The sequence below is a fragment of the Devosia sp. A16 genome (assembly GCF_001402915.1).
Taxonomy (GTDB): Bacteria; Pseudomonadota; Alphaproteobacteria; order Rhizobiales; family Devosiaceae; genus Devosia_A.
The window spans coordinates 553,698-565,954 of the sequence record NZ_CP012945.1; the positions used below are offsets into that span (position 1 = coordinate 553,698).

The 12,257-nt window shown below is 66.4% G+C and carries 18 protein-coding genes; 8 read left to right on the forward strand and 10 right to left on the reverse strand.

The features are described from left to right. Position 1: 1 nt before the first annotated feature. On the reverse strand, positions 2-1,471 hold the full coding sequence (locus tag APS40_RS02700; RefSeq protein ID WP_197279416.1) for an exopolysaccharide biosynthesis polyprenyl glycosylphosphotransferase: 1,470 nt from the start codon (positions 1,469-1,471) through the stop codon (positions 2-4). A 250-nt stretch (positions 1,472-1,721) separates the two neighbouring features. Here APS40_RS02700 and APS40_RS25145 point away from each other — a divergent pair, with 250 nt between their 5' ends. Then, the gene (locus APS40_RS25145) at positions 1,722-2,237 is read left to right on the forward strand and encodes a response regulator (protein ID WP_197279417.1); all 516 of its coding nucleotides are present in this window, start codon (positions 1,722-1,724) and stop codon (positions 2,235-2,237) included. A gap of 102 nt (positions 2,238-2,339) precedes the next feature. Beyond that, a complete protein-coding gene (locus APS40_RS02710; protein WP_055045593.1) occupies positions 2,340-2,648 on the forward strand; it encodes a hypothetical protein in 309 nt (102 codons plus the stop codon). A 12-nt stretch (positions 2,649-2,660) separates the two neighbouring features. Here APS40_RS02710 and APS40_RS02715 read toward each other — a convergent pair whose 3' ends face one another. Beyond that, positions 2,661-3,506: an aldo/keto reductase gene (locus APS40_RS02715; protein WP_055045594.1), complete on the reverse strand. Its 846-nt coding sequence runs from the start codon at positions 3,504-3,506 to the stop codon at positions 2,661-2,663. Positions 3,507-3,776: 270 nt separating this feature from the next. Here APS40_RS02715 and APS40_RS02720 point away from each other — a divergent pair, with 270 nt between their 5' ends. Next, complete coding sequence (locus APS40_RS02720) at positions 3,777-4,391, forward strand: hypothetical protein (RefSeq protein ID WP_055045595.1); 615 nt, start codon at positions 3,777-3,779, stop codon at positions 4,389-4,391. 250 nt (positions 4,392-4,641) lie between these two features. Here APS40_RS02720 and APS40_RS02725 read toward each other — a convergent pair whose 3' ends face one another. Together APS40_RS02725 and APS40_RS02730 are read right to left on the reverse strand one after the other, a co-directional pair. Further along, positions 4,642-5,382: a Crp/Fnr family transcriptional regulator gene (locus APS40_RS02725; protein ID WP_156342804.1), complete on the reverse strand. Its 741-nt coding sequence runs from the start codon at positions 5,380-5,382 to the stop codon at positions 4,642-4,644. Next, entirely contained in the window at positions 5,383-5,631 is a 249-nt protein-coding gene (locus APS40_RS02730) for a DUF6894 family protein (protein WP_055045596.1), read from the reverse strand. Between the two features lie 115 nt (positions 5,632-5,746). On the opposite strand from APS40_RS02730, the gene APS40_RS02735 reads away from it, so the two are divergent. Beyond that, entirely contained in the window at positions 5,747-6,070 is a 324-nt protein-coding gene (locus APS40_RS02735; protein ID WP_055045597.1) for a hypothetical protein, read from the forward strand. 72 nt (positions 6,071-6,142) lie between these two features. Here the strand turns inward: APS40_RS02735 and APS40_RS02740 are convergent, their stop codons facing one another. From APS40_RS02740 to APS40_RS02755, 4 genes are all read right to left on the reverse strand, one after another. After that, on the reverse strand, positions 6,143-6,436 hold the full coding sequence (locus APS40_RS02740) for a hypothetical protein (RefSeq protein ID WP_156342805.1): 294 nt from the start codon (positions 6,434-6,436) through the stop codon (positions 6,143-6,145). Between the two features lie 17 nt (positions 6,437-6,453). Further along, on the reverse strand, positions 6,454-6,741 hold the full coding sequence (locus tag APS40_RS02745; RefSeq protein ID WP_055045599.1) for a hypothetical protein: 288 nt from the start codon (positions 6,739-6,741) through the stop codon (positions 6,454-6,456). Then, on the reverse strand, positions 6,738-7,055 hold the full coding sequence (locus APS40_RS02750; protein WP_055045600.1) for a DUF982 domain-containing protein: 318 nt from the start codon (positions 7,053-7,055) through the stop codon (positions 6,738-6,740). The genes APS40_RS02745 and APS40_RS02750 overlap by 4 nt, the downstream gene beginning before the upstream one ends. 88 nt (positions 7,056-7,143) lie before the next feature. Further along, positions 7,144-7,617 carry an Hsp20 family protein gene (locus APS40_RS02755; RefSeq protein WP_055045601.1) on the reverse strand — a complete coding sequence of 158 codons (474 nt, stop codon included), beginning with the start codon at positions 7,615-7,617 and terminating at the stop codon, positions 7,144-7,146. 293 nt (positions 7,618-7,910) lie between these two features. On the opposite strand from APS40_RS02755, the gene APS40_RS02760 reads away from it, so the two are divergent. Next, the gene (locus APS40_RS02760; RefSeq protein ID WP_055045602.1) at positions 7,911-8,276 is read left to right on the forward strand and encodes a hypothetical protein; all 366 of its coding nucleotides are present in this window, start codon (positions 7,911-7,913) and stop codon (positions 8,274-8,276) included. Between the two features lie 107 nt (positions 8,277-8,383). Beyond that, complete coding sequence (locus APS40_RS02765) at positions 8,384-8,590, forward strand: hypothetical protein (RefSeq protein ID WP_055045603.1); 207 nt, start codon at positions 8,384-8,386, stop codon at positions 8,588-8,590. A 13-nt stretch (positions 8,591-8,603) separates the two neighbouring features. On the opposite strand, the gene APS40_RS02770 is transcribed toward APS40_RS02765, so the two are convergent. Together APS40_RS02770 and APS40_RS02775 are read right to left on the reverse strand one after the other, a co-directional pair. Beyond that, positions 8,604-9,080, reverse strand: coding sequence for a hypothetical protein (locus APS40_RS02770; protein WP_156342806.1), 477 nt, complete (start codon positions 9,078-9,080; stop codon positions 8,604-8,606). Beyond that, positions 9,073-9,390, reverse strand: a complete 318-nt coding sequence (locus APS40_RS02775; protein ID WP_055045605.1) for a hypothetical protein — start codon at positions 9,388-9,390, stop codon at positions 9,073-9,075. The genes APS40_RS02770 and APS40_RS02775 overlap by 8 nt, the downstream gene beginning before the upstream one ends. A 199-nt stretch (positions 9,391-9,589) precedes the next feature. Here APS40_RS02775 and APS40_RS02780 point away from each other — a divergent pair, with 199 nt between their 5' ends. Together APS40_RS02780 and APS40_RS02785 are read left to right on the forward strand one after the other, a co-directional pair. Beyond that, positions 9,590-11,146 (forward strand): PAS domain-containing sensor histidine kinase, encoded by a 1,557-nt coding sequence (locus tag APS40_RS02780; RefSeq protein ID WP_055045606.1) that lies wholly within the window; start codon positions 9,590-9,592, stop codon positions 11,144-11,146. A gap of 175 nt (positions 11,147-11,321) precedes the next feature. After that, a complete protein-coding gene (locus tag APS40_RS02785) occupies positions 11,322-12,257 on the forward strand; it encodes a diacylglycerol/lipid kinase family protein (protein WP_236884183.1) in 936 nt (311 codons plus the stop codon).

The following is a 12,257-nucleotide window of genomic DNA, read 5'->3' on the forward strand; positions in this document are numbered from 1 at the left end:
ATCAGACGGCATTGCGCCGCGTCTTGGACGAGAAAACCGTCAAGACGATGATCCAGCAATCGAGGAAGATCGACCAGTTGTCGATATAGTAGAGATCGTGCCGGGTGCGCCCCTCGATCTGCTCGAAGGTCGAAGTTTCGCCGCGATAGCCGTTGACCTGGGCCCAGCCGGAAATCCCCGGCTTGATGCGCTGGCGATGGGCATAGCTGGCCAGCTGTTCGCCCAGCTCGTCGTCGTGCACCAGCGCGTGCGGGCGCGGCCCGACGAGGCTCATCTCGCCGCTCAGCACGTTGATCAGCTGCGGCAGCTCGTCGATCGAGGTGCGGCGGATGAAGGCGCCGATCCGGGTTATGCGTTTGTCGCCGACCTTGGCCTGGGTCATCTTGCGGCCGGATTCGGTAACCGTCATCGAGCGGAACTTCCAGATGTGGAAGGTCCGGCCGTTGAAGCCGCGGCGCTCCTGCCGGTAGAACACCGGGCCGGGACTGTCGAGCTTGATCAACAGCGCCACCACGGCGAAGACCGGGCTGAGGAACAACAGGCCGAGCCCCGACCCGGCGAGGTCGAACAGCCGCTTGGTCAGCACGGCGGCGTCGCTCATCGGCTTGCGCAGCGAACGCAGCGCATTGTTGGGCCCGAGCGGCACGACGTCGAGGAACTTGAAACTGACATTGTCGGTGGCCGGCACGGCGACCACGTTGATGGAGAAACGCTTCAATTCATTGGTGAGCCGTTCGAGCCCGTCGATATCGCCGATCTCGCCGACGAACACGATGAACTCGGCGCCATGCGACACCCAGTGCCGGGCGAAGTCGACCACCGCGCTCTCCTTGTAGGCGCCGTCGGCATCCACCGCTTCTTCGAGGTAGAGCGTGCCGGCCAGCCGATAGCCAGTCTTCCACAGATCGCCGTTCACGAGGAAGCGCACCGTGTCGGAGCGGCTGCCCACCACCGCCACCTTCTGGAACTGCAGCCGCCCGGCCTTGATCCGGGTGGTGACTGCGGCGTAGGCGATGGTGCGCGCCAGCAGCAGCGCAGGCACACCCAGGACGAACGCAGCGATCAGCGAGACGCGCGACAGATCGTCGGCGACGCCGACGAAGAAGGCGCCGAACAGCGCGATGGCGAACGCCGCCGTCCAGCTGAGCACGCTCTGCACCAGCGTGGTGTGCGGCGGCCGCGCCCGATCGAGAAACTGGTTGGCCGAGACCGCCGAGAACAGCCCGTAGAGCACGCCGACCACGGCCGAATAGATGCCGTAGAGCCCGAACGGGATATCGGCGGCGGCCACGCGCAGGACGAGACCGTGGTAGAGCAGTGCCGGCAGCAGCATCACCACCGCGGCAAGCGCGCCCTCCCCCAACCCGAACGCGGTGCACAGCGCCGCCTGGTTGGCGACCACCCGCCGCGCCTTGCGCCGTTCTACGCCCTGGTATCCAAGCTCGGTCTGCGCCACAGCAAATCGCCTCAAATCTACCGGTCCTGCAGGCAATCGCCGCATCGCCGCTCAGCCCCCGCACTATCACGACGACAGGAGTCGCCCCAAGGGCTCGGTTAAGCTGCGGTTAACGCGCCCGCGGGCTCGAACCGACACACTGTCGCAAGCACGAGGGCTGGGCGGGCCGGTTAAGGATACCGGCAGATCCCGCCTCGACCGCACCGACCGCCATGTTAGGGAAGCATTAACCCATGGCGCGAACCCCAGCGTAACGAGACCCCAGGTGACGACCCCAACCTCCAGAGCAGTGGCGATCCTCGCGGCGAACCCGGCTTTCGCTGCCATTCTGAGCCGCACGCTCGAAGCAGATGGCGGCTATCGCGTGGCGAGCTTTTCGAGCGTCGAGCAGTTGACGACGTTCCTCCGCACCTCGCCCGTCGATGCGGTGGTGCTCGATACCGACCTGCCTGGCGCGCCGGCCATCGACATCGCCCGCGGGCTGCGCAGCCATATGAGGCTCGCCAGCAGTGCCTTCGAGATCGTGGCGCTGACCCGCGCCGCCGTCGCCTTCCACCGCCCCCTGCTGGCCGCCGGCATCGATGCGGTACTGGAGAAGCCGGTGCCGCCCCAGCAGCTGCTCGGCTGCATCGACGGGCTGCTTGAGGTCGATCGCGCCGTCGCGGTGGGAGTGCAGCACCCGGCGCTGACCATGGTTCGCGCCTTCGAGCCCCGGCTCGTGCCGGCCGAGCGGATCGGCAATGTGATCCCGCTGTTCGGCGAAGGCCGGGTCCGGCGCTGATCCCGGCCTCGCAGCCCGAGCGCTGCGAGCTTGCCGCACCGGCTGGACGAGCCCCCGCCGATACTGCAAGCTCCCCATCCCACCCACCGCCCGGCCCGAGCCATGTTCGTCGTCCAGATCTATCTGCCGCTTGAACTGCCCGACGGCGCCCAGGTGCCGGCCGGCGTGTTCGAGCGCACCAAGGCCGAACTGACCGATCGTTTCGGCGGCGTGACCGCCTTCCTGCAATCGCCGGCGGAAGGTGCGTGGAAGCCCTCCGGCGGCGAACCGATCCACGACCGCATCGCCATTTTCGAGGTGATGGTGGCCGACGTCGATACCGCCTGGTGGCGCCACTACCGCGAGGCGCTGGAAGCCGAACTGCAGCAGCAGCGCATCCTGGTCAGGCTGTTCCAGGTCACCGTGCTCTGAGCCGCTGGCTCATCAATAGAGATCGTTGAACGTCTCCGGATCGCTGCCGGTCCGACCGTTCTCGGGATCGTCGAGACCGCTGATGCGGCCCATCTCGGCCTCGCTCAGGGTGAAGCCGAACACATCGAAATTCTCCTCGATACGCTCCGGGGTCACCGATTTCGGAATGACGATCGAACCGCGCTGCAGATGCCAGCGCAGGATGATCTGCGCCGGCGAGCGGTCACGCGCCGCGGCCAGCTCGCCGATCACCGGATCGTCGAGCACCGCGCCACTGCCGAGCGGCGAATAGGCCTCGTGACGGATGCCGCGCGCCGCGAGGTAGGGCAGCATCTCTTTCTGCTGGAAATAGGGCTGGGTCTCGATCTGGTCGAGCGCCGGCACGATGCCGGTTTCGGCGATGATCCGCTCGAGCTGCTCGCGGGTGAAGTTGGAGACGCCGATGGCGCGAACCAGCCCCTGCTCCCGGGCTTCGATCAGCCCCCGCCACGTCTCGACATACTGCTCGTGCGCCGGCGTCGGCCAGTGGATCAGCATCAGGTCGAGATAGTCGACGCCCAGCGCCGCCAGCGATTGCCTGACGCCCTCGAGCGCCCCTTCGACGCCCATCGCCTTGGTGCGCAGCTTGCTGGTGAGAAAGATCTCGGAACGGTCGACCCCCGCCTCGCGCAGCGCCTTGCCTACCCCGGCCTCGTTGTCGTAGCCCTGCGCAGTGTCGATCAGCCGGTAACCGACCTCGAGGGCATGGGCCACCGCCTCGCTCACCTCGTCATTGTCGATCTGCCAGACCCCGAAACCGAGTTGCGGGATTGCGATACGTTCCCCCAAAGGGATGCGTTCGAACGGTTCAGCCGCCATGAGTGTCTCTCCTTTGTTTCGAAGAGAAAGCTCGTGGCGCCGGGATGGTTTCACCCGACCCGTGCAACATGCCGTGTCGGTTGAAGAAATTCCGCGGAACCCAATGCCGTCAGCTAGGTTCATCACAAACCCAAGGGTCGCTCCTCGGGTCATGTGTGCGGACCCCGACGATCAGCCCCCGTCGGGGTCCGTTTCGCTTTTCGATACGAGTGGCGAGATCGTGACCGGCCCCTGCATTGACGGCGGGCGGAACATGGCTATCTGCACAGCATGACACGCAAGCCCAAAGTCGAGTCTGCCGACCAGATCGCCGCCACCTGGGCCCTGCCCTATGCGGCGACGCTGGGCTCCTCTGTGCGAGCCAAGGGGATCTTTCTCGAAATCCGCGCCCGTCTGCCGGTCGCGGCCCGGAAGCAGCTGTCGATCAAGGCGCGCGAGTTGATGCTCCGCCTCCCGCAGGGCGAAGAGGCCGAACTCGCGAAACTCTCCGCCAAGGTGTCCGCCGCGCTTGAAGGGATCGATGACCTGCCGGTGCTGCCTCGCGAAATCGAGGACATCCTCGGCATCAAGACCTCCGAGCGGCATCGCTGGCTGAAGGACGGCCGCCTGACGAGCGCCGGCACTCGTACGGTCCGGCTGCGCGGCCGGGCGCGCAAGATCACCTTCCATGTCTTCGATCCGCGCATGGTGGAAGACCTGCTGAGCTCGGACACCCTCGACACCTGGCGCGAGGACGATGCCATCGCCGCCGCCGAGAACCGTCGGCGCGCCGCCTGGAAGGCGAAGCTGACCCGCGCCCGCAAGGCTACCCCGGTCGAGGCGGAAGGCGAGGTGTCGAGCCCCGAGCAACTGCTGGGCTGGGCGGAGTTCAAGCGCGGGCTGTGAGCGCGCCTGGCGCGTTCACGGCCAGGTTGACCGGCCGGGGTTATTGAGGGCCATCAGCCGCTTTACCGGCTCCATCACCGGGTAACCCCGCGAAAGCAGGGCCCCCCGTTTGCGATGTTGCGTGGGGACAGGAAAACAGAGGTTCCCGCCTTCGCGGGAATGACCCGGTGGTTAGGCACAGGGGGAGCAGATCCTGGGGTCCGTGCTTCGCGGCGACGACGACGATGAGTTGGTCCCGCGGTGAAGTACTCTAGCGCGGCAGCTTCTCCAGATGCAGGTAGGTCGGGTCGAACTGCGCCAGTTCCATCAGCTGCGGCCAGTTGTGGATTGTCACCACGCCGCCCTCCCAGTCCAGCGCTCCGGTGCGCCTGAGCCGCTGCAACGTGCGGTTGGTGTGGACCTGGGACAGGCCGAGCGCATCGCCGAATTCAGCCTGCGTCAGCGGGAACGGATAGGATTTGCTGGTACCGAGGCCCGCCGTGCGGGCCCGCACGAACTGTTCGCAGAACAGGTGCGCCATCTGCTCGTCAGCGGTCAGGCGCCCCTTGGCCACCATCCACTGCCGGTGGATGGCCCCGTCGAGCAGCGTGAGCATCCACAAGACCCGCGTCAGGTGCGGATGCTGCTCGGTGATCTCGATGAGTCGCGCATGCGGAAAGCTCACCACCTCGACCGGCCCGATCGCCGTGACGGCGTGGTCCATCACCTTGAGCGGAAACGAATGCAGATCGACGAAATCCCCCGCCAGATGCAACCCGGTGATCTGCCGGCCGCCGTCCTCGACGGTGGAGTAGCGCGCCGTCATCCCCCGGGTCAGCAACGTGCTCGATGACGGCCGCTCGCCCTGGTCGACGATGTCTTCGCCGGGGGCGAAGCTGCGCACCTCGCCGGCGGCGGCAAGGATGGTGTGGCGCTCCGCATCCGAGAGCGTATCGCGCACCGAGACCATGGCGAAAAACGGCTCGAACGCCTCTGCGTGCGGCCTCGCCATCTACGAGCGCTCCTGTTTGCGCAGGTGCTCGAGCTCATAATCGAGCGTCACGTCGAGCTGCGGCCCCTCGTCGGTGCGGACGTGGATGGCAAGCCTGCGCTCGTCGCCGTTGCGCGGCAGGTAGTCGCGGGCCATCTCGGTCAGCGCGATCGTCGCCTGCAGGCGTGCGGCGTTGAGATCGGGCAGCTCGACGCCGGCGTCGTCTTCGGTGAACTCATCGCCGTCCCGGATGTCGAAGTAAAACCTCATGTTGCGCCCTGCTCCTGCTGTTGGTGCAGCAACGATGCATGCCCGCTTCTGTTCCCGCCGCAACCAATCGCCGGCACCGAGGTTGGCTCCCTCGAGCAACCGAGGAACCGCCATCATGTCGACTGACCTCCCCACCCCGGCGCCGACGCCGCGCCCGGCCCCGCCCCCGGAGGGAGCGCCCGAACCGCCGAGCCGCGAAATCGAGGAACTGGGTGACGACGAAGACCTCCCCACCGAACCGGGCCGGGACGGCGAAGTGATCTCGGACGGCGATCAATCGAGCCAGGAGGGCGCAGCGACAGCCGGCGAGCCCATGACCTTCCGCGATGCGGACGGGCGCGTCCACCTGAGCGCCGACATGCACCCGGCCGACCGCCGCCGCGCCGAAGACGCCCCGGCTGTATCACGGACGCCTCTGCTGGGGCTGCTCAGGGCTTGAGCCGCTTCGCTCACGCCACTCAGGTTGCTCCGAAGCGTAAGCGTGCGACCCTTGAGATCGCACGCCGCTGACTCAACGCTCGTCGGCCTCCTCGAGCGCGTCGAGCATCCGGATGACGCGTTCGACACGGGCTTTCCAGCTGCGCAGCTCGATCACGCTGTCCGATACCTGGCGGGGATCGCGCTTGCTGAGCGCCACCAGTTCGGCCTCGATCAGGTCGAGCGAGCACTCCGCTTCCACCTTGGTCCACGGGTCGGCACGGCTGGCCGCAGCTGCTGCCTTGGCCTCCCGTTCCAGCCGCTGCACATCGAGCTGCCAGTCGAACAACCGCTGCGGCGCGGCGCTGCTGTGAGAACCCAGGCTCATCTGCATCTCACCCTCCCTCACCAGGACGGCCGGGCGCCGGGGGTGCCGTGTGCCATCGCCGCCGCGTCGACCTCATCGTCGAGTGCGGCCAGAGCATCCAGCAGGCTGTCGATCGAAACGCTGACTCCACGGGCGTTGCGGAGCGAGGGCGTGCCGGCCACAGCGTGGATATCCGAGGCCCAGTGCGCCAGCAGCGCCCGCTTGCGCGTCACCGACAGCGCGGGATCGTTGAGGATATCCGAAGCCTTCCAGTACCCGACGAGGTCGGCATCGGTCACCTCGTCGAAATCGGTGTTGACCATCATGCGACCTCCACGGTTTGTGACGCCGGCAGCGCAGCGTAGCCGGTGTTGACCGGCGCGCCCTCCGCTTCCCACTTGTAGGCGAGCAATCCGGCGCGCTGCGCGGCGTCGATGACGGCGAGGCGGGCGGATTCGGCGCCGATCAGGCCTTCGACCGCCGACCGGCAGAGGCGCAGGGCATGACGATAGTGCGAACTGTGCGGAGCGGACCAATGGCGCTCGAGATACTCCATCGCATCCCAGGCGGTTTGCGCCTGGAAGTTTCCGGTCCTGTGGAGCTTCAGGAAAACAGGTTTGGAGAAGGGTTCGTGTCCCATCACTTCCTCGGTTGTCTGAACAAGCGATGCGGGTATTCCGCGATGCAACGGCCCCCGGCATCTGCCGGGAGCCTCGGAAGCTGCCGGATCAGGCGGCCAGCTTTGGCGTCTCTGCGATCTGCTTCTGGTCGTCGGTCGCCACGGTGCCCGACCCGGTGCCGATCGCGATGCGCCGCGGCTTCAGCTGCTCGGGAACTTCGCGCACCAGGCTGATGGCCAGCAGCCCGTTCTCCAGCGAGGCGCCGGCGACCCGGACGTGGTCGGCCAAGCTGAAGGTCTGCTTGAAGCTGCGGTTGGCGATGCCGCGATGCAGGTACTCCTGCTTGTTTCCCTCGGCCTGTCGCTTGGCGCCGGAAACCAGCAGGGTATTGCCTTCCTGCGTCAGCTCGATCTCCTCTTCTGAGAAGCCGGCGACCGCCATGCTGATGCGATACTCGTCCTCACCGACCTTCTCGATGTCATAAGGCGGCCAGTCGGGACGAATTGAGCTGTCGAGCATGTCGAACAGCCGATCGAAGCCGACAGTGGAACGATAAAGCGGTGTGAAATCGAAGGTTCTCATAACCACATTCTCCTTGGAGCAACATAGGTACGAGGGACGGTCCGTCTCAGCGGGCCACCCCGTTGAACCAGCCCCGCGACCGGCGGCTGGCAGCTTCGATTTAGGAGCACCCGCGACAGGGTCAAGAGGCCAAAAGCCAAAAAAACACGCTGCCCGGCGCGGGTGTCGCTACATCGAATCCGTAACGGAACCGCAGCCGGGTCTTCGGTCTTTTCTGATTGCGTTATCATGGGTTAATGCCCTTACCGCCACGAGCGTCGAGGATACCCGTCTATGCGGAAAGGGACGATCTGATGAATACTCCTGAAGTTCGCCATCGCCGGGCAACCAATGTCGACGTCCATCTGAACCGTCAGGTGGTAGAAACGGTTCACTCGGTGCGCGAGAGGATCGGCACCTGGCAATCCGCGGCGGTGCGCCTGAAGACCCGCTACCAGTTTGAGCCCTCTGGCGCCGGCAAGCAGAAGCTGGCGCATGAAGCGCATGAGTTGCTGCAGGAGATCACCAGAACAGCCGACGAGTTGAGCGCCGAAGCCGTCGCCCTGCCGGAGGCCGTCACCCGGCATTCGCGCTTCCAGGACGTGGTACGCGCGCTGCAATCGGTCCAGGCGACGCTCGAGAGCTTCGCGGCGCCGCATCGGCAGACGCCTCCGCACTGAGCCTGTTCGGCCCTGATTGGCGCGAGGCAGGGGGTGCCCGTGCCCCTTGACGACCTCGCGATCGCCCCTAGATTTTTTCGTTTACGCGAACCGAAAGGAGGTTTCACATGTCGAAAGTCCTGGACTGGATCGATGGCTGGCAAATCCGGCTTCGCGACGACCGGGGATACGGCGTTTATGACGACCACGGCCTCGTCGCCGGGCCCTTCGGTACCGAGGAGGCCGCCATCCAGGCCGCATTGCTGCTACCCAAGAAGCAGGGTCGGGCCCCTGCCCCCGCTCCCGCGGTGCCCCCATCTCGATCTTCGCCCTAGGAAGCGAGCGGGCTCATTCGCCAGCGCCTCTCGGCCCGGCGCGCATTGCGGTTTGCTGCAGCTTGGTCCTGATCAGCTCGATCTCGGCGCGGCGCTGCACCTCGTCGCCGGCGACTGGGGAGCTTGGCTCACCCGCCCCATACCCCGCGATGACCGCCTTGATGGCCGCTGGGCTCAGAGGCTTGCGCACGAATCCCGCGCCGGGAAACAGCTGCGGCTCGGTGCGGTCGCCGGGCTGGACAATAAAGGCATAAGGAATGGCCGCTGCCGACATCCGTTCCGCGATCGGGGTTGCGTCGGTGCCGTCCCCCAGGTCGCGCTCCAGCAGCGCGAAATCCACTGCCTCGAGCGGCGCCTCGATGGCTTCCTCCAGCGAATGGGCAAGCCGCACCACGCGGTGTCCGCACTGCGTGAGCAGGGCGGCGACCGCCCCCGCCTCGATCGGGTCCCGTTCGAGCAGGAAAATCCCCCTGCTCTGCATGTCAGTCAACCTTGAGGCCCTGGTAATCGGGCGGAAAGACGAAGGCACCACGGAGCACCCGCACCGGTCCGGTGTCGTCGAACGTGCCGCTGTCGTCTTCGATGACGGTATAGAGCTTCTCATTGCGGAAGGCGCTGGCGACGACCTGCGTGGTGGTCGGTGGCACGCCCTTCGCCCGGATGCTGGCTTCCTCGAGCGCGGACACCGCCCGCGCCTCACCGCTTGAATGGGCGCGCACCACCACCTCGCCGTGGTTGATGGCGAGGTCCCAGCCGGGGTCGTCGGCAGGCGCCGAGGGCACGAGGCGGTAGATGGTCATCTGCTGTCACCTTGATCGGAGGCATCGCACCGCGGTTCAACGCCGCTCGCGCTCTCCCGTTGCATCGCCGCTGCCCACGAACGCCGGCGGCTGCAACACCAGAAAATGGCCCTCGGATGGACGCAACCAAATCGCCGCATTGCAGTTTACACACGATGGTTTGCATTGCATTCGCATGTCCAGGGGGCCGGACACACGTATGAACAACTCGGATAATTTCGACGCGTCGCTCAGTGACGACGGGCGCTATCGGCTACTCGTCGAGGCGATCAGCGACTACGCCATCTACATGCTCGACCCGAACGGCATCGTCAGCAACTGGAATTCCGGGGCGCAACGCTTCAAGGGCTATGCCCCACACGAGATTATCGGCAAGAGCTTCTCGCTGTTCTACACCGACGAGGACAGGGCGGCCGGCAAGCCCGCCATTAATCTGCGGCGTGCGGCCGAGGAAGGGCGGCTTGAGGAAGAAGGCTGGCGCGTCAGGAAGGATGGCAGCCGCTTCTGGGCCCATGTCGTCATCGATCGTATCCGCGATCCCTCCGGTGCGCTGGTCGGCTTTGCCAAGATCACTCGCGACCTGACCGAGCGCCGGCAGGTCGAGGAAGAGCTGAACCGAGCCAGGGAGGCGCTTTTCCATGCGCAGAAGATGGAGTCGATCGGGCAGCTGACGGGTGGCGTGGCGCACGATTTCAACAACCTGCTGATGGCGGTCATCGGCAGCCTCGAGATCGTCCAGCGTCGCATGGCGCCCGACCCGGCCATCACCCCGTTCATCGACAACGCCCTGCAGGGCGCGCGACGCGGGGCGATCCTGACCCAGCGCATGCTCGCCTTCGCGCGGCGCCAGGAGCTGCAGATGGGGGCGGTAGACCTCAAGACCACGGTTAACGGCATGACCGACCTGCTGCATCGTTCGATCGGCCCGAGCATCCTGATCCGCAACGATTTTCCCATGGACCTGCCGAGCGTGCGCACCGATATGGCGCAACTGGAAACCGCCATCCTCAACCTGGTGGTGAATGCCCGCGACGCCATGCCAGCGGGCGGGACGATCCGCCTCGCCGCCCGGCGTCAGGCAGGCCGCCCGGACCGCCCCGGCAACTTCGTGGTGCTCAGTGTCGCCGATGACGGCGAGGGCATGGATGCCGCAACGCTCGCCAAGGCGACCGAGCCCTTCTTCACCACCAAGGGCGTCGGCAAGGGCACCGGGCTCGGCCTGTCGATGGTGCATGGTCTCGCCGAGCAGTCCGGCGGCTTCCTCGAGCTGACCAGCCGGCGGGGGGCGGGCACTACCGCCGAGATCTGGCTCCCGGTCGCCGACAGCGAAGCCGACGCCCGGCCCGCCGCCACACCTGCTTCGACGGCAATCGAAAGCAAGCCGCTGCGGGTGCTCACGGTCGATGACGATGCCCTCGTGCTGATGAACACCGTGGCAATGCTGGAAGAGCTCGGCCATGAGGTCGAATCCGCCTATTCGGGGGCCGAAGCGCTGCAAATGCTTGAAGCGGCGCCCTTCGACCTCCTCATCACGGATCAGGGCATGCCGAAGATGACCGGCACCGAGCTGGCCGAGGCAGCCGGCGCCCGCTGGCCAGAAATGCCCATCATCGTTGCCACCGGTTACGCCGAACTTTCCGACAAGGCCCGCGCTCTCCCCCGCCTCACCAAGCCATTCAGCCAACGGGACCTTGCGGCGGCCATCGCCGGCAGCGTCGGGGCCGATGCCAAGCGCCTCGCCGGCACTGCCGCCTGATCGGTGAACGGTGAGGGGTCGCCAGCCGCGGCCCCTTCAGCTGCCGTCAAGATATGGAGCGGGGCCAGCCCGCCCTCGTCCCGTTGTGCATGGGCCGCAGCGCGAGCCGGCCGGAACCTAACGTTTCCGGCACCGTTTATGGCCAGGCGGCAAACGCCTTAGCAGGGGCATCGGCGTGCCGCAGACAAAATTCCACATCGTGCTCAATCCGAACTCCGGCGCTGCTCTGCGAGACGGCATCACCGCCGAGCGGCTGCATCGGCTGTTTGCCGAGCGCGGCATTTCGATCAGCGTCGATGCGGACGCCGAGCGTCCCTTCGAGGAGCGGATACAGACAGCCCGGCAAAGTGGGGCCGAGATGTTGCTGTCGGCCGGCGGCGACGGCACGGTCACCGCGCTGGCCGAGGTGGCCATGGAAACCGGAAGAACCCTTGCCGTCCTGCCCCTCGGAACGGCAAACCTCCTCGCCCGCGACCTCTCCATCCCCATCGCTATCGAAGCCTGGTTCGACGCACTCGAACAGATGACGCCGCGCCGCATCGACGTGGGCGAGGTAAATGGCCGGATCTTCCTCCACAAGGTGGTGATCGGCGCAGTGCCCGGCATCGCAGCGGCGCGCGAGAAGCTGCGCGGGCGAGCCGAACTCGCCGCCCGGATCGGCTTTCTCGGCCATTTCATTCGACGGCTGTCGCGGCTGCGCCGCTTTGCCGTCGAGATCACCCCGCGCTCGGGCGAGCCGCGGATCGAGCGGGTGCAATCGATCGCCATTGCCAACAACGATTACGCAGAGGGTCTGGGCCAGGTGTTTCATCGCCCGCATCTCGACGAGGGCACGCTGAGCCTCTACCTGCTGCGCCAGCTGCGCTTTACCGATGCCTTGCGTCTCGCCATCGAGATGGTGCTGGGCAACTGGCGCAATGACGACGTACTGGAGGTCGAGCATGTCCGCGCCCTGACCGTGCGCACCCGCCGCCGCCTGGTCCGCGCCATGCTCGATGGCGAGATCGTCTCCTTGAGCAGCCCGTTGCGCTTCCGCATCCTGCCGCTCGCCCTGTCGATCCTGGCGCCGCCCGCCCCTGCCGAGACCGCGGCCCCGCTCGAGGCCAGCTGA